The organism is Pseudoxanthomonas sp. (assembly GCF_002863005.1).
Taxonomy (GTDB): Bacteria; Pseudomonadota; Gammaproteobacteria; order Xanthomonadales; family Xanthomonadaceae; genus Pseudoxanthomonas_A.
On record NZ_PKDG01000038.1, the window covers coordinates 39159 to 54673 of the forward strand.

The following is a 15515-nucleotide window of genomic DNA, read 5'->3' on the forward strand; positions in this document are numbered from 1 at the left end:
GAGCCTCGTGGTTGAACATCGTTCCCCGCGGGGAACAGAGGAAAGTCAGGCGGGCAGCCGCTGCAGGGCGGCGTCCAGCGCGTAGCGGTAACTGTCCGCACCGAACCCGCAGACCACGCCGACCGCCTTGTCGCTGAAGTAGCTGGTGTGGCGGAAGGGTTCGCGGCTGTGCGGGTTGGACAGGTGGATTTCGATGAAGGGCAGCGCTACCGCCGCCAGCGCGTCGCGGATCGCGACGGAGGTGTGGGTGAACGCGGCCGGGTTGATCAGGATGAAGGCGGTGCCGTCGGTGCGGGTGGCCTGGATGCGGTCGACCAGCGCGTGTTCCGCGTTGGACTGGAAGGTCGCGAGTTCATGCCCGGCCGCCTGCGCCTGTGCCGTCAGCGCCAGGTCGATGTCCGCCAGCGTCGTGTGGCCATAGAGCTCCGGCTCGCGCGTCCCGAGCAGATTGAGGTTGGGGCCATGCAGGACCAGCAGCTTCGCCATTCGGCTCTCCAGCGGAAGGCCGGCAGTCTGCGCGAACCCGGCAATGCTGTCCAGTTCGCCGAAGTTTGCCTCGTTTTAAGCGCTTGTTTGATTCCTGGCGCGATTCGTGCCGATCAGGTCGAGGCGGGGCGACAAGGCGCGCCGGCAAGGCGGGTTTTCAACTGATGGCGCACGATGACCGCCGTTTCGACGACGTAACGCGGCGTTGCTACTGCGCCCAGTCGCTGATCTCGCCGTGCTGGAACGGGCCGATCTTCTGTCGCTCGACCCGGCCATCCGTGCCGATCAGTACGGTATACGGCAGGACGCCCTTGGCGTTGCCCAGCCATACGCTGGCGTCGGACGGGCCCGGCGTGTCCAGCACGATGGGATAGCCGACCGGCACGCGGGACAGGAAATCCCGCACCGCTTCCGGCGAATCCAGCGCCAGGCCAATCACCTGCACGCCCTCTGCCCCCTGCGCCATCGCGAAGCGTTGCAGCTCGGGCATCTCCTCGATGCAGGGGCCGCACCAGCTGGCCCAGACATTGATCAGCAGCCGCTTGCCGCGGTAGTGGGCGGCGAGATCGACGATCTTGCCATCCAGTCCCGGCAACGCGATGGCGGGCATCGGATCGCCGATGGCCGCCGGCGTGACGCCTGGCGGCGGCGTCGGTGCCGTGGCGTTGATGGCGGCATGCAGGGCGCGCTCGCCCGGGCCGGTCCGCCACAGGGGGTTGCCGTCTAGCCAGAGGCTGGCGAGCAAACCCAGTCCGGCCGCCAGGCCGGCGACCGCCAGGATGCGCGGCGTGGTGGCCTTCATCGCGCCGCCCGTTCGAAGGCCTGGCGCACCGTGTCGTGGGTCAGCACGGTCGGCAGGACCTCGCCTTCGCCGCCGTTGCGCGGGTACATCACGTACAGCGGCACGCCGACGGCCTTGTGCTGTTCGAGGAAGGCGGTGATGGCAGGGTCCACGTTCGTCCAGTCGCCCGTCATCATCACGGCATCGTGTTCTGACAGCAGCTCACGGAACGCGTCGGTGTTCAGCACGGCCTTTTCGTTGGCCTTGCAGGTCACGCACCAGTCGGCGGTCATGTCGACGAAGACGATGCGGCCCTCCGCACGCAGGGCGGCCAGGCGTTCCGCCGAGTAAGGCACGTGGCCGTCCGTCATCGCTGCTGCTGACGTGCTTGTAGGCAACCGGTGCACCATCACCAGAGGTACCAGCGCGGAGGTCGCCAACGCGAGTGCCAGCATGCGCTGAAGCGGTGCCGCGAAGCGCACGCGCTGGAACCACCACAGCCCGAGCGCCAGCAGCACTAGTCCGACCAGCGCCAGCCCCACCGCATCGACGCCGCGCTGCTTGCCCAGCACCCACAGCAGCCATGCCGCGGTGAGGTACATCGGGAAGGCGAGTACCTGCTTCAGCGTCTCCATCCAAGCGCCGGGGCGCGGCAGGCGATGTGCCAGCGCCGGCACGAAGCCGATCAGCAGGAACGGCAACGCCAATCCCAGGCCGAGTACCGCGAAGACCAGCAGTGCCAACGGCGTGGGCGCCGTGAAGGCGTACGCGAGTGCGATGCCCATGAAAGGGGCCGTGCAGGGGCTGGCCACCACCACCGCCAGCACGCCGGTAAAGAAATCGCCGACCGGACCGCGACGCGACGCAAGTCCATGGCCGGTGCCCGCCAGGCGATGCCCGACCGCGAACACGCCCGACAGGCTCAGACCCACCGCGAACATCACATAGGCCAACAGCCCGACGACCCACGGCTGCTGCAACTGGAAGCCCCACCCGAGCGCCAGGCCGGCGGCCCGCAGCGCGAGTGCCAGCGCACCGACGGCGACGAAGCTGACCAGCACGCCCACCGTGTACCAGAGCGCGCGCTGTCGCGCGTCACCACCATCGCGCCCGCTCTCGGCCAGCGACAGCGCCTTCAACGACAGGATCGGCAGCACACACGGCATCAGGTTGAGGATCAGGCCACCAGCCAGCGCCAGCGCGAGTGCGACGAGCAGCGACGTGGCGCTGCCCTGGTTGCGTGCCAGCACGTCTGCCGGAGGACGTGTCCGTTCGACGTCGGCCGCAACGGGTGAGGTCGTCGCGCCCGCGACGGGAACCGCGACCTGCGTGCTCGCGGGTGTCGTCTCGCTCGTCGGCAGCGCTGCGACGGCGGCGGGCGCCGGCACGTCCGGCGTGGCGGCCGGCGTCACCGTGCCGGCGGGGATCGACAGCTTCACCCGTCGCGTCATCGGCGGATAGCAGATGCCGTCGGTCTGGCACCCCTGGAACGTGACGCGCAGAGTCGCCTGTGCGGCCTTTGCGTTCTCCCGCCGCAACGGCACCGGCACTTCGGCCTGGTCGAAGTAGACCGTGACCTCGCCGAAATGCGCGTCGCGGTGCGCCTTGCCTGTCGGCCAGCGTGGCGCCTGCAGAGCGATGCCCGGCGCGCCTTCCAGCGCCATCGACGTGCGGTCGCGGTAGACGTAATAACCGCGCGCGGGGGTGAAGCGCAGCAGCAGCTCGTTGCCGTTGAAGGCGATCGCCTCGAACGCGAACGCCTGTTCCTCCGGCAGCGGCAGTGCGTCCATGCCGGCCTGCGGTTTCTGGCCGAGCAGGCCGCCGGCGAGCGCACCGGAACCCAGCGGCACGAAGGCCTCGCCGGCGGCGGGCGGCAACGCCACCGTCAGCGTGCGCGTCTGCGGCGGGTAGCAGATGCCGGCGTCGGCACAGCCCTGGTACTTGATCTTCAGCGTGACGCGGTCGGTCGACGCCGTCGGCTGGCCGGGCAGGGTGGCGAGCAGCTCGCCGCGGTAGGTTTCGACGTCGCCGAAGAACTCGTCGCGGTAGGCCTTGCCCTTCGGCAACTGCAGGGGCTGCGCGGCGAAGCCGGGATCGGCGCCCACGCTGGTGCGATGCCGGTAGAGGTAATAGCCCTCGGTGATCTTCCAGCGGATCTCGATCCTGTCGCGCGTCGGCGCGGTGGCTGTCAGCACGAACGCTTCGTCCACCGGCAGCAGGTCGTCCTGGGTAATCGCGGCGGACGCGGCCGGCGCCAGCAGCGAGGTCAGGGACAGCAGCAGGAGGGAGAGCAGGGCGCGGATCGGCGTCATCGGGTCACTCGGAGGCACGGGCGTCGGCCCGGGTTTCGGCGGCGACCCAGTCCAGGTAGGCGGGCAGGCCGGCGGCGGTTTCGACCGCCAGGATCTCCGGCAGTTCATACGGGTGGAGTTCGGCCAGGCGCGCCATCAGGGCCTCGCGGCGGTCGCCGGAGGTCTTGGCCAGCAGCTGGACCTCGGTCGCCTGTTCCACGTCGCCCTGCCAGCGGTAGGTCGAGACCACACCGGGCAACAGGCTGACGCAGGCGGCCAACCGCTCTTCCACCAGCGTCCGCGCCAGCCGCTGGGCGGTGTCGGCATCCGGGCAGGTGGAGAGGATAAGGAAGACGGGCATGGGCCGGCGATTATCGCAGACCGGCCCAGACGGCCCTGGCGAAAAAATTTTTCGACCCGGCCCTTGAAAGCGCATGGCCCCCACCCAACATCGGACGGCATCCGGCGCTGCCGGGTTTTTGTGTCCGCGTCGTTGGCAGTCTCTCCCTGGGACTGCTAACATCGCCGCCCCTTTCCTAGTCCAATCAATCACTTAAGAGGATTGACATGAGCAACATCAAGCCGCTGTACGACCGCCTGGTGGTCAAGCCGATCGAAGCCGAAGAAACCTCCCTCGGCGGCATCATCATTCCCGACGCCGCGAAGGAGAAGCCCACCAAGGGTGAAGTCATCGCCGTCGGCGAAGGCAAGTTCGTCGAAGCCACCGGTGGCGTGCGCGCCCCGAAGGTCAAGGTCGGCGACAAGGTGATCTATGGCCAGTACTCCGGTTCCGCCTACAAGCAGGACGGCATCGAGTACAAGATCATCAAGGAAGACGACGTTCTCGCAATCCTCGGCTGAGCCGAGGCGGGATTGGGGATTGGGGATTCGCAGTAGCGCAGCCGCGTTGACGATCCCACTCCATCCGATTTCCCGCTGCCCGACGTTTCCCGAATCATTCATCACGAATTACGAATCACGGAGTTTTTCCAATGGCAGCCAAAGATATCCGTTTCGGTGAAGACGCCCGTACGCGCATGGTGCGCGGCGTGAACATCCTCGCCAATGCCGTCAAGGCCACCCTCGGCCCGAAGGGCCGCAACGTCGTGCTCGAGAAGAGCTTCGGCGCCCCGACCATCACCAAGGACGGCGTTTCCGTCGCCAAGGAAATCGAACTGGCCGACAAGTTCGAGAACATGGGCGCGCAGATGGTCAAGGAAGTCGCTTCCAAGACCTCCGACAACGCCGGTGACGGCACCACCACCGCCACCGTGCTGGCGCAGGCGTTCATCCGCGAAGGCTCCAAGGCCGTCGCTGCCGGCATGAACCCGATGGACCTGAAGCGCGGCATCGACCAGGCCGTGAAGGCCGCCGTCGAAGAGCTGAAGAAGCTCTCCAAGCCGACCGCCGACGACAAGGCGATCGCCCAGGTGGGCACCATCTCCGCCAACTCCGACAGCAACATCGGCGACATCATCGCCGAGGCCATGAAGAAGGTCGGCAAGGAAGGCGTGATCACCGTTGAAGAAGGTTCGGGCCTGGAGAACGAACTCGACGTCGTCGAGGGCATGCAGTTCGACCGCGGCTACCTGTCGCCGTACTTCATCAACAACCAGCAGTCGCAGCAGGTCGAATTCGACGACCCCTTCATCCTGATCCACGACAAGAAGGTCTCCAACGTCCGCGAACTGCTGCCGGTGCTCGAAGGCGTCGCCAAGGCCGGCAAGCCGCTGCTGATCGTGGCCGAGGAAGTGGAAGGCGAAGCCCTCGCCACGCTGGTGGTCAACACCATCCGCGGCATCGTCAAGGTCGCCGCCGTCAAGGCGCCGGGCTTCGGTGACCGCCGCAAGGCCATCCTTGAAGACATCGCCACGCTGACCAACGGCACGGTGATCTCCGAGGAAGTCGGCCTGCAGCTCGAGAAGGCCACCATCAACGACCTGGGTCGTGCGAAGAAGGTCGTGATCTCCAAGGAGAACACCACCATCATCGACGGCGCCGGCGATGCCGAGCGCATCCAGTCGCGCATCAAGCAGATCAAGGCGCAGATCGAAGAGACCTCGTCGGACTACGACCGCGAGAAGCTGCAGGAACGCGTGGCCAAGCTGGCCGGCGGCGTGGCCGTGATCAAGGTCGGTGCTTCGACCGAGATCGAGATGAAGGAAAAGAAGGCCCGCGTCGAAGACGCCCTGCACGCCACGCGTGCGGCGGTGGAAGAAGGCGTGGTCCCGGGCGGTGGCGTCGCGCTGATCCGCGCGCTGCAGACCATCGGCACCCTGAAGGGCGCCAACGAAGACCAGAACCACGGCATCCAGATCGCCCTGCGCGCCATGGAAGCCCCGCTGCGTGAAATCGTGACCAACGCCGGTGAAGAGCCGTCGGTGATCGTGAACCGCGTGAAGGACGGTTCGGGCAACTTCGGCTACAACGCCGCCAACGGCGAGTTCGGCGACATGATCGAGTTCGGCATCCTGGACCCGACCAAGGTCACGCGCTCCGCGCTGCAGAACGCCGCTTCGATCGCGGGCCTGATGATCACCACCGAAGCGATGGTGGCCGAGGCTCCGAAGAAGGACGAGCCGGCGATGCCGGCCGGCGGTGGCATGGGCGGCATGGGCGGCATGGACTTCTAAGAAGTCCGCTTCCCGCGTCACCGTTCCACGAAAACCCCGCCGCGAGGCGGGGTTTTTGTTTGCCGGTCAGGACGCGAGGACGCGCACCGCACGCAAGGCTGCATCCACCTCGTCCGGCGTGTTGACGAGACTGGGTGCGAGGCGTGCGTAGGTGACGGCATAAGGACTGGTGCTGGCGATGATGCGGCGCGCGAGCAACTGCTTCACCACGTCGGTCGGTGCCACGCCTTCGATCTCGAAGGCGACCAGGCCGGCCGACAGCGCCGCAGCGCGCGGGGTGTGCATGGTCACCTTCGGCAGGCCAGCCAATCCCTGCTTGAGCTGGTCGTTCATCGCGGCGATGCGTGCGGCGACGCGCGGTCGCTGCATCTGCCTGTGCATGCGGAAGGCGGCGGCCATTGCCCATTGGTGCTCGAAGGCGTGGAAGCCGCCGGGCGTCATCCGTGCGGCATTCGCGGGTCCAGCCGGCGGGCGATCTTCGGTCCACGCGTTGTAGCTTTCGATCTCGGTGAAATTGGGCACCAGGGGCCGCAGGCGCCCCCAGTTCGTCGCGTTCGCCCACACCAGCGCGGTGCCGCGCGGCGCGAACATCCACTTGTGCGTGCCGGCGCAGAAATAGTCCGCTCCCATCGTCCCGACGGTGTCGTCGACTGCGCCGAGCCCGTGCACGCCATCGACGACCAGCAGGGGCGGGTCGGGAAGGCTGCGCAGCATCGTGGCGATATCGCGGATCGGCAGGCGGATGCCGGTGCTGGAGTGCACCCACGTCACGCCCACCACCTTCGTCTGCGGGCGGATGGCGGCCTTCAGGTTGCCGACGATTTCGTCGACGCTGGCATCGCGTGCCTGCTTGAAGAGCGTGGCCTTCCGCATCGTCGCATTCGCGCGCGTCGCCGCCAGCCGGATCGACTCGTGGTGCGAGTAATGGTCGTGCACCGTGGTCAAGACCTCGTCGCCGGGTTGAAGCGGCAGCCCGTGATAGACCAGCGCCAGTCCTTCGGTCGTACTGCGCGCCAGGCATACCTCGTCGCCGCGCCCGCCCAGGTACTCCGCCACTTCCGCACAGACCTGCAGCGGCAGGTTGTGGGCATCGTCTTCGAACATCGCGCGCTCCACGAACAGGAAAGGGTTGGCGTCGATGGCGCGCCGGTAGCCCTCCAGCGCGTCGCGCACCGGCGTGGGATGGCTGGCGATGAAGAACGACGCGAAATGCAGGTAGGCCGGATCCAGCGCGAACTGCGCGCGCACGGCCTCCCAGTCGGACAGGTCGGGCAGGGCCGGCGTCTGCGCGGCCAGCGCGGCCAGCGCAGGACCGGGCAGCAGCGTGGTGGCGGCGAACGCGGCGGGCGCCGCGAGCAGGTGTCGGCGGGACAGGGCCATGGTGCACCGGGACCGGTGGCGTCGCGGGATGCGACAACCGGGCCAACGCGATCGTGTGCCGCACTCGGCCACCGCTGGGCGGCGCGCGTGACAAGCGTTTCACGATGTTCCCTCTGCGCATGCGGGGACGATGGACGTGCCATTCCAGGTTGCAGATGAAACATTCGCCAGTCCGCGAAAGGCATGATATCTCTACGCTCCGATGAACCCGACCCGCGCCCGCTTCTGGTTTTGGTATTACCGCGAACCTACGGCGGAGACGGGGCTGCGTTCATTCTAGGTAGACACCAGAAGAATCCCCTTGAAGCCGCCAGCGAACCTGGCGGCTTTTTTGTTGACCCGGAGAACCCCCATGGCCCCCCACACCGACGACCTGCGCATCCGCAAACTCGATGAGCTGGTGACACCCGCCGCCGTGATCGGCGAGTTGCCCTGCGACGATGCCGTCTCGCAGACCGTCTCGGATGCGCGCAGTGCGCTGCACGACATCCTGCATGGCCGCGACGACCGCCTGATCGTCGTGATCGGTCCGTGCTCCATCCACGATCCCGCTTCCGCGATGGACTACGCGCAACGGTTGAAACCCCTGCGCGATGCGCTGGCGGACGACCTGGAAATCGTCATGCGCGTGTACTTCGAAAAGCCGCGCACCACGGTCGGCTGGAAGGGGTTGATCAACGACCCTGCACTGGACGGCAGCTTCGACATCAACCGCGGCCTGCGCCTGGCGCGCCGCCTGCTGCGCGACATCAATGCGCTTGGCCTGCCGGCGGGCTGCGAGTATCTCGACACCATTTCGCCGCAATACGTCAGCGACCTGGTGGCGTGGGGCGCGATCGGCGCGCGTACCACCGAGAGCCAGGTGCACCGGGAGATGGCCAGCGGCCTGTCGTGTCCGGTCGGTTTCAAGAACGGCACCGACGGCAACGTGAAGATCGCCGTGGATGCCGTGGGGGCGGCGTCGCATCCGCATCATTTCCTGGCGGTGACGAAGGAAGGACGTTCCGCCATCGCCGCGACGGCGGGCAATCCGGATTGCCACGTGATCCTGCGCGGCGGCAAGACGCCCAACTACGATGCGGCCAGCATCGAAGCGGCCAGCCAGGTGTTGGCGAAAGCCGGCCTGCCGGCACGCCTGATGGTCGATGCCAGCCACGCGAACAGCGGCAAGAATCCCGACAACCAGCCCGCGGTGATCGACGACATCGCCCGCCAGATGGCGCAGGGCGAGGCGCGCATCGTCGGCGTGATGGTGGAAAGCCACCTGATCGGTGGCCGCCAGGAGCTCGTCGAACAGCAACCCCTGCGTTACGGACAGAGCATCACCGATGGTTGCCTCGGATGGGACGACTCGGTCGCCGTCCTGGAGCGGCTGGCGGCCGCAGTCCGCTTCCGCCGCGAGCACGCCGTCTCGCGCGCTGCATGACAGGCCCCGGCGCGCCAAGGATCGGCGCCAGGGTGGACGGGTTGCACGGATCCTGACGCGGGCCGCTAATATCCCCGCTGCAAGCCATTGATTAATGTGACTTTCTCACGTTTGTGGACGCAGCGCCTGAGGGAGACAGGCCATGCGGGGCATATGGGAAAGGCTGCGGCTGTGCTGGGCGTTGCCCCGTGCGGACGAGGAAGCGAACCGGGTGTTGCTGGGACGGCAGCTGCGCGCGCTGTTCCGCGTCGTGCCCTGGTACGTGGCGTCGAATTTCTACACGGCAGGCGGTGTGCTGTGGGTCATGTGGCCTTTCATCGATGCGCGTGGCGCGTGGCCCTGGTTCGCATGCTTCACCGCCACCCATCTCGGGTGGGGCTGGCATGCCGTCGTTTGCGCGCGACGTGCGCAGCGTGCCGGCGAAGCATCACTGCGACACCGTGACCTGCACGTGGGCGTGCTCTGGTGCGCCCTGTGCGCGCTGGCGTGCGGGTCGGGCATCTATCTGGGGGCGCCGCTCGCCGGCAGCGACGGCAGTCGCCTGCTGCTCAGTGCCTACACGCCGGGGCTGATCGCGACGGGCGTGCTGGCGGGCATCACCATGCCCATCGTGTCCTTCACCTGGATGTCGATCCTGACCGTGTCGGCCTGCCTGATGGTGGTGCGGCTCGATTTCCTCGCGCAGGGCACGACGGTCACGCTGCTGTGCTGTTACGCCGTGATGCTGTCGATCGCATTGCTGTTCGCCTCGCACCTGTTCGTGCGCCGCGTGGAAGCCGAGCTGGCCGCGGACCGGCAGGGGCAGATCGTGGGCCTGTTGCTGCGCGACTTCGAAAGCAAGGCCAACGACTGGCTGTGGGAAAGCGACCGCGAAGGTGTCCTGACCCGCGCGGGCCATCGCCTGGTGCACCTGCTGGGGCGGGGCCAGGCCGAGCTGGTCGGTCAGCGGCTCGACGGCCTGTTCGCGCAGCAGCGACTGGTGGCGGTGCAGGGCGACGGAAACAGCATCGGTCCCGACGCACTGCGGTCGCGCCTGCGAACGGGGGCGGCGTTCACCGGGGTAGTGATGGAAGCCACGATCGAGGGCCGGCCGCGCAGCTGGATGCTCAGCGCGAAACCCTTGTGCGCACCCGATGGCGAGTGGGTGGGATGGCGCGGCGTCGGCTGCGACGTTTCCGATGCCCGCCTGCGGGAAGCCGAGTCGCTCGCGCGGGAACGGCACCTGCATCATCTCGCCCACCACGATCCGCTGACAGGCCTGCCCAACCGGCGTGCGTTCCTGGCGGCGCTGAAGAAGGAGCGCAGCGGACCGCATGCCGTCGCGATGATCGACCTGGACAACTTCAAGACGATCAACGACAGCCTGGGGCACACCACGGGCGACCAGGTGCTGTGCATCGTGGCAGGGTGCCTGCGGCAGGTGTGCCGTCAGGGCGACCTGCTGGCGCGGCTGGGCGGGGACGAGTTCGCCATGCTCCTGCGCGGCCTGCCCGTGCAGGGTGCGGAAGACGAAGTGCATGCGCGCCTGTCGCCGGTGCTCGACATGCTCAGGATCCCGGAACAGATCGCGGATTACCGGGTCGACGTGCGCGCCAGCATCGGCGCCTCGCAGCCGACCGATGCGGCCGACAGCGGGGAGCTGCTGCGCCAGGCGGACAACGCCCTGTATGCGGCCAAGCGCGAGGGGCGCGACATGCTGCGGCACTATTCGCCGCGGATGAGCGAGCGGCTGCAGGAGCGGCTGGCCATGGTCAGCGACCTGGCGATGGCCGCACATGCTGGCCAGCTCGAACTGGACTACATGCCGGTGCTGGCGGCCGACGACCAGCGCATCCGCGGCTACGAGGCCCTGTTGCGCTGGCGGCACCCGTTGCATGGGCGCATCGCCCCGATGGACTTCATCCCGGCGGCGGAGGAATCCGGACTGATCCTCCCGATCGGTCTATGGCTCCTGGAGCGTGCCTGCCGCGACGCGATGTGCTGGAGCGCGGACACCACGCTGGCGGTCAACGTTTCCCCGGTCCAGCTGGCGTCTCCGACGCTGGTGGAGTCGGTGCTGGACATCCTGCACCGGGTCGGCATGGCGCCTGGCCGGCTTGAGCTGGAGATCACCGAATCGGTGCTGGCGCGCGACCCCGCCGCGGCACGCCATGTGCTCGAGCGGCTGCGTGCAGCGGGCATCCGCATCTCCATCGACGATTTCGGCGTTGGTTACTCGTCGATGGCGCAGCTGCGCGAGCTGCCGTTCGACAGCATCAAGCTGGACAAATCGTTCGCCGCCGCGCTGCTGAAGGACGGCGCACGCCACATGACCACGTCGATCATCGCGTCGGTGATCCAGCTGGCCGGCGCCATGCGGCTCACCGTGACGGCGGAAGGCGTGGAAACACTGCGGCAGTTCGAGCTGCTGCGCGCGCTGGGATGCACCCAGGTCCAGGGATACCTGTTCGGTCCGCCTGGTCCGATCGTCGCAGGGCCGCCCGTACCGCAGGCTCCCGCGGAGTGACTTCCGGCAGGTGCAGGTGGTGACGGCTGGCAACTGATTCCGTGCGAGGCGACAACGACACTGGCCACACGTCCCCTCGCTACCGGAGCCCGCCATGAACTGCATTGCCCGTCGCACGCTGTGCCTGTCCACCCTGCTGGTCGCCGCCGTCCTGCCCGCGCATGCGGCCGACCTGACCGTCGTGCTGCGCGACGTGCGCGCGCAGACGGGCGTGATCAAGGTAGCGGTCGTCGATTCCCAGGCCGGCTGGGATGGCCAGGCCAAGCCGGTACAGGCCGACGGCGCGCCACCGCGCGGCGACACCGCCACGTTCGTATTCAAGGGCCTGGCGCCGGGCGCCTACGCCGTGCTGGTGACCCACGACGAAAACGGCAACGGCAAGCTCGACAGCAACATGATCGGCATGCCGGTCGAAGCGTACGGCTTCAGCAACAACCCGCGCGTGATGCGCAAGCCGACCTGGGACGAAGCGCGCATCGCCATCGGCACGCAGGACGCCGCCATCGACATCGCGCTGCGCTGAGGACCCAGGCCATGGATCGCCGCCGTTTCCTGCGCAATCTCCTTTCCGGCGCGACAGCGCTGGCCATCGCGCCCGCGTTCCTGCGTGGCGAAGAAGCCTTCGCCGGCGACCCTGCCCGCTTCGCCGCCGCCCTGCGCGAGCAGCCGTGGCTGGCCGGCTGGACCTCCGTGCAGTCCGAAACGCTCGGGCCTGCCACCGTGCAGATCGAGGGACGTCTGCCTGCGGGCTTCGCCGGCACGCTGTATCGCAACGGACCCGCCTGGACCGAGCGCGCGGGCTTCCGCTACGAACACTGGTTCGATGGCGACGGCATGGTGCACGGCTGGCGATTCGACGGCGACGGCACGTTGCGCCACCATGCGCGCATGGTCGCCACGCCCAAGTTCACCCGCGAGCAGAAGGCAGGCCGCTTCCTCTATCCCGTCGCGGGCACGTCCATCCCGGACATGCAGCCGATCCGAAACAACGACGATGCGAACACCGCCAACACCTCCGTGACGATGATCGATGGGCGCCTGTTCGCGCTGTCCGAAGCGGGATCGGCGTTCGAACTGGATCCGGACGATCTGACGACGCTGGGCCCCGTGACCTGGCGCCCGGACCTGGCGGCGATACCGTTCTCGGCCCATCCGCTGAAGGATCGCGACGGCTCGTCGTGGAACTTCGGCTCCATCGCGATGATGGGCGGCAACGGCCTGGTGGTCTGGCACATCGGCCGCGACGGGACGCTGGCGTCGGCCGATGTGCTGGAGACGCCGGTGCCGGGTTACCTGCACAGCTTCGCGATGACCGATCGGCATCTGGTGTTCGCGCTCATCCCGTTCCGGTATCTCGAAGGCAAGGGTGCGTTTTTCGAGCGCCTGCGCTTTCGGTCCGACCAGCCGCTGCGCATCGCCGTCGTCGACAAGGCCACGCCGTCGCAGGCGCGCTGGTTCGAGGCCGACTTCGCCGCCATCTACCATTTCGGCGACGCGCGCGAGCACAAGGGCCGCATCACGGTCCGCGCAGTGCAGCACCTCGACCTGGAAGAAGCGCGCTCGCCCATGAAGGCCGCCATGAACGGGAATGCACGGGGCGATGCGCACGGCGGCAAGGGTCCGCTGCGTGAGCTGGTGCTGGACCTGCGCACCGGCAAGGCGCACTGGCAGGACACCGGCATCGTGGGCATCGAGTTCCCCGTGTTCGATCCGCGGACGCCCTCGCGGGACGCCGCGCGTCTGTATGCCCCGATCCACGCCGACGGATCCACCGCGCCGTACTTCAGTCGCATCGGTGCGTTCGATCTCGCACGCAACCGGCGCCAGGCGCACGACTACGGTCGCGACGTGCTGGTCGAAGAACACCTGTTCGTCCCGCGCCCCGGCAGCACGCGTCCCGACGACGGCTGGCTGGTCGGCACCCTGCTCGACGCGGCGAAAGGCCGCAGCGGCATCGCCGTACTCGATGCGCGGCGGGTCGAAGGCGGTCCGCTGGCGCAGGCATGGCTGCCGTACACGGTGCCGCTCGGCTTCCACGGTCATTTCGCCGCAGCGCTTTGATCCTTGGGCCGGGCGCGGAGGCGGCGTCCCGTGCGGATGGAAGGGCACCCCGACGCACCGCAGGCCGGCGCTGGCTCGCACGCTCAGCATTCGCGCGCGCCCGACCCGCGCGCCCTGTTCAGGTAAATGGAGTGAAGAACGTAACCGAAATTCTCTTTGCTCACCTGAGAATTGGTCTGATATCGGTAACACGCCGCAACGGCGAGGGTTTTGCTCGCATTCATATATGTGACATCACGTCGCGAAAGGGTGAACCCGCGGGTTCTGTTTTGCAGTGCAGCGTGCAACACCCGTAACACGCCCTTCACGATGGCCCCGCATCCCGACGTGGGGGAGGGAGCAAGCCCGCAATGGCCTAGCCGTTGCGGGCTTTTTTATTCCCGCGCCGCAGGCATCAGGAACCGGGGCCAGGAGAGTAAATCGCCGGCCCGAGCTGCGCGGCCGCAGCCCCCGGCGCTCCCTGACCCGGCAGCGTCGCCCAGCGCCTTTCCCGTACCCGAGAGGCTTGCGGCGGGCCGGGGCCGGCCGGTGAAAGCGGCTAGAATGACCTCATGGCCGATACCCCCGCTCGCGTGATTCCCCTCCAGGTCGTCAGTTCCGTTCCCGCACCGCTGGAAACGGGCGCCAAGCAACTCGGCAACGACAAGATCGGGCGTTCGCCGGTGCAGTTCGCCGATGCGCCCGTGTTGCGCAAGCCGTCGTGGATCCGCGTGCGCATCCCGTCCGATGGTTCGGTGGCCAAGCTCAAGGCCAAGCTGCGCGAAAACCGCCTCGTCACGGTGTGCGAGGAGGCCAGCTGCCCGAACATCCACGAGTGCTTCGGCCACGGCACCGCCACCTTCATGATCCTCGGCGAGGTCTGCACGCGGCGCTGCTCGTTCTGCGATGTCGCCCATGGCCGGCCCAAGCCGCCGGATGCGTCCGAGCCGCTGAGCCTGGCCAACACGGTCGCCGACATGGGCCTGAAGTACGTCGTGGTGACCAGCGTCGACCGCGACGACCTGCGCGACGGCGGCGCCCAGCACTTCGTCGACTGCATTACGGCCATCCGCGAGCATTCGCCGGCGACCCGTATCGAGATCCTGACCCCGGACTTCCGTGGCAAGGGCCGCATGGACCGCGCGCTGGAGATCCTGGCGGTCAACCCGCCGGACGTGTTCAACCACAACATCGAAACCGTACCGGACCTGTATCCGAACGTCCGCCCCGGCGCCGACTACCAGTGGTCGCTGACCCTGCTGCAGCGCTTCAAGCAGCAGCACCCGCACCTGCCGACCAAGAGCGGCATCATGCTGGGGCTGGGCGAGACCATGGAGCAGGTCCAGGGCACGCTGCGCGACCTGCGCGCGCACGACGTCGACATGGTCACGATCGGCCAGTACCTGCAGCCGACGCCGCACCACCATCCGGTGCTGCGTTACTGGACGCCCGAGGAGTTCAAGGCCCTCGAGGACTACGGCATGGCGCTGGGCTTCAGCCACGTCGCGTCAGGACCGCTGGTGCGTTCCTCGTACCACGCCGACCAGCAGGCGGCGCAGGCCGCCTTCACCGCACAGCACGCGGGCTGAACGCGTCGGCGCGGTCGCCGTCGCGCCGCAGAGAAGCCTGTCCGCATCGTGGGCGACCGGAGCACGGGCGCGGTTCACCTTTTCCTACGCCACCGCCTTTAGGCTGCCGAAAGGCAGATGACAAGGCGCGCAACTTTGTGCACTGTCTTCGTGTCGAAACCGACCTACGTTCCGCCTGACGGGCCCCCGGGGCCATGAGTACGCAATGACACTGAAGAAAGTCCCCCTCCTGCTGCTGGCCCTGGCTCTGTCGACCCCGTTGGCGCTGCTCGCGCGCGGCGATGGGGGTGCGATCGCGGTGGCGCCGACCGCCGACCAGGCCAGCACGTCGAAGCTGGTGTACGGCCTGCTGTCCGACAGCCGTTACGCGTATCGTCCGCGCC

Annotated in this window: 12 protein-coding genes; 7 read left to right on the top strand and 5 right to left on the bottom strand. The window is 67.8% G+C overall.

What is annotated here, in order from left to right:
* Positions 1-45: 45 nt before the first annotated feature.
* The 4 genes from aroQ to cutA form a co-directional block, all read right to left on the bottom strand.
* Positions 46-486 carry a type II 3-dehydroquinate dehydratase gene (gene aroQ, locus CYU89_RS14130; RefSeq protein ID WP_296281951.1) on the bottom strand — a complete coding sequence of 147 codons (441 nt, stop codon included), beginning with the start codon at positions 484-486 and terminating at the stop codon, positions 46-48.
* A gap of 208 nt (positions 487-694) precedes the next feature.
* Positions 695-1288 carry a TlpA disulfide reductase family protein gene (locus CYU89_RS14135; protein ID WP_296281953.1) on the bottom strand — a complete coding sequence of 198 codons (594 nt, stop codon included), beginning with the start codon at positions 1286-1288 and terminating at the stop codon, positions 695-697.
* Entirely contained in the window at positions 1285-3579 is a 2295-nt protein-coding gene (locus CYU89_RS14140) for a protein-disulfide reductase DsbD (protein ID WP_296281955.1), read from the bottom strand. The genes CYU89_RS14135 and CYU89_RS14140 overlap by 4 nt, the downstream gene beginning before the upstream one ends.
* Before the next feature lie 4 nt (positions 3580-3583).
* Positions 3584-3919 carry a divalent-cation tolerance protein CutA gene (cutA, locus tag CYU89_RS14145; RefSeq protein WP_296281958.1) on the bottom strand — a complete coding sequence of 112 codons (336 nt, stop codon included), beginning with the start codon at positions 3917-3919 and terminating at the stop codon, positions 3584-3586.
* A 206-nt stretch (positions 3920-4125) separates the two neighbouring features.
* On the opposite strand from cutA, the gene CYU89_RS14150 reads away from it, so the two are divergent.
* Positions 4126-4419: a co-chaperone GroES gene (locus CYU89_RS14150; protein ID WP_093301702.1), complete on the top strand. Its 294-nt coding sequence runs from the start codon at positions 4126-4128 to the stop codon at positions 4417-4419.
* A 131-nt stretch (positions 4420-4550) separates the two neighbouring features.
* On the top strand, positions 4551-6191 hold the full coding sequence (groL, locus tag CYU89_RS14155) for a chaperonin GroEL (protein ID WP_055939743.1): 1641 nt from the start codon (positions 4551-4553) through the stop codon (positions 6189-6191).
* 66 nt (positions 6192-6257) lie between these two features.
* Here the strand turns inward: groL and CYU89_RS14160 are convergent, their stop codons facing one another.
* Positions 6258-7571 (bottom strand): aminotransferase class V-fold PLP-dependent enzyme, encoded by a 1314-nt coding sequence (locus CYU89_RS14160; RefSeq protein ID WP_296281968.1) that lies wholly within the window; start codon positions 7569-7571, stop codon positions 6258-6260.
* Positions 7572-7923: 352 nt separating this feature from the next.
* On the opposite strand from CYU89_RS14160, the gene CYU89_RS14165 reads away from it, so the two are divergent.
* The 5 genes from CYU89_RS14165 (at position 7924) to lipA (ending at position 15132) form a co-directional block, all read left to right on the top strand.
* On the top strand, positions 7924-8997 hold the full coding sequence (locus tag CYU89_RS14165; protein ID WP_296281970.1) for a 3-deoxy-7-phosphoheptulonate synthase: 1074 nt from the start codon (positions 7924-7926) through the stop codon (positions 8995-8997).
* 142 nt (positions 8998-9139) lie between these two features.
* The gene (locus CYU89_RS14170; protein WP_296281972.1) at positions 9140-11503 is read left to right on the top strand and encodes an EAL domain-containing protein; all 2364 of its coding nucleotides are present in this window, start codon (positions 9140-9142) and stop codon (positions 11501-11503) included.
* 94 nt (positions 11504-11597) lie between these two features.
* Positions 11598-12026, top strand: a complete 429-nt coding sequence (locus CYU89_RS14175) for a DUF2141 domain-containing protein (protein ID WP_296281973.1) — start codon at positions 11598-11600, stop codon at positions 12024-12026.
* Between the two features lie 11 nt (positions 12027-12037).
* A complete protein-coding gene (locus CYU89_RS14180; protein WP_296281975.1) occupies positions 12038-13564 on the top strand; it encodes a carotenoid oxygenase family protein in 1527 nt (508 codons plus the stop codon).
* Positions 13565-14115: 551 nt separating this feature from the next.
* On the top strand, positions 14116-15132 hold the full coding sequence (gene lipA, locus CYU89_RS14185) for a lipoyl synthase (RefSeq protein WP_296281977.1): 1017 nt from the start codon (positions 14116-14118) through the stop codon (positions 15130-15132).
* The last annotated feature ends 383 nt before the right edge of the window (positions 15133-15515 follow it).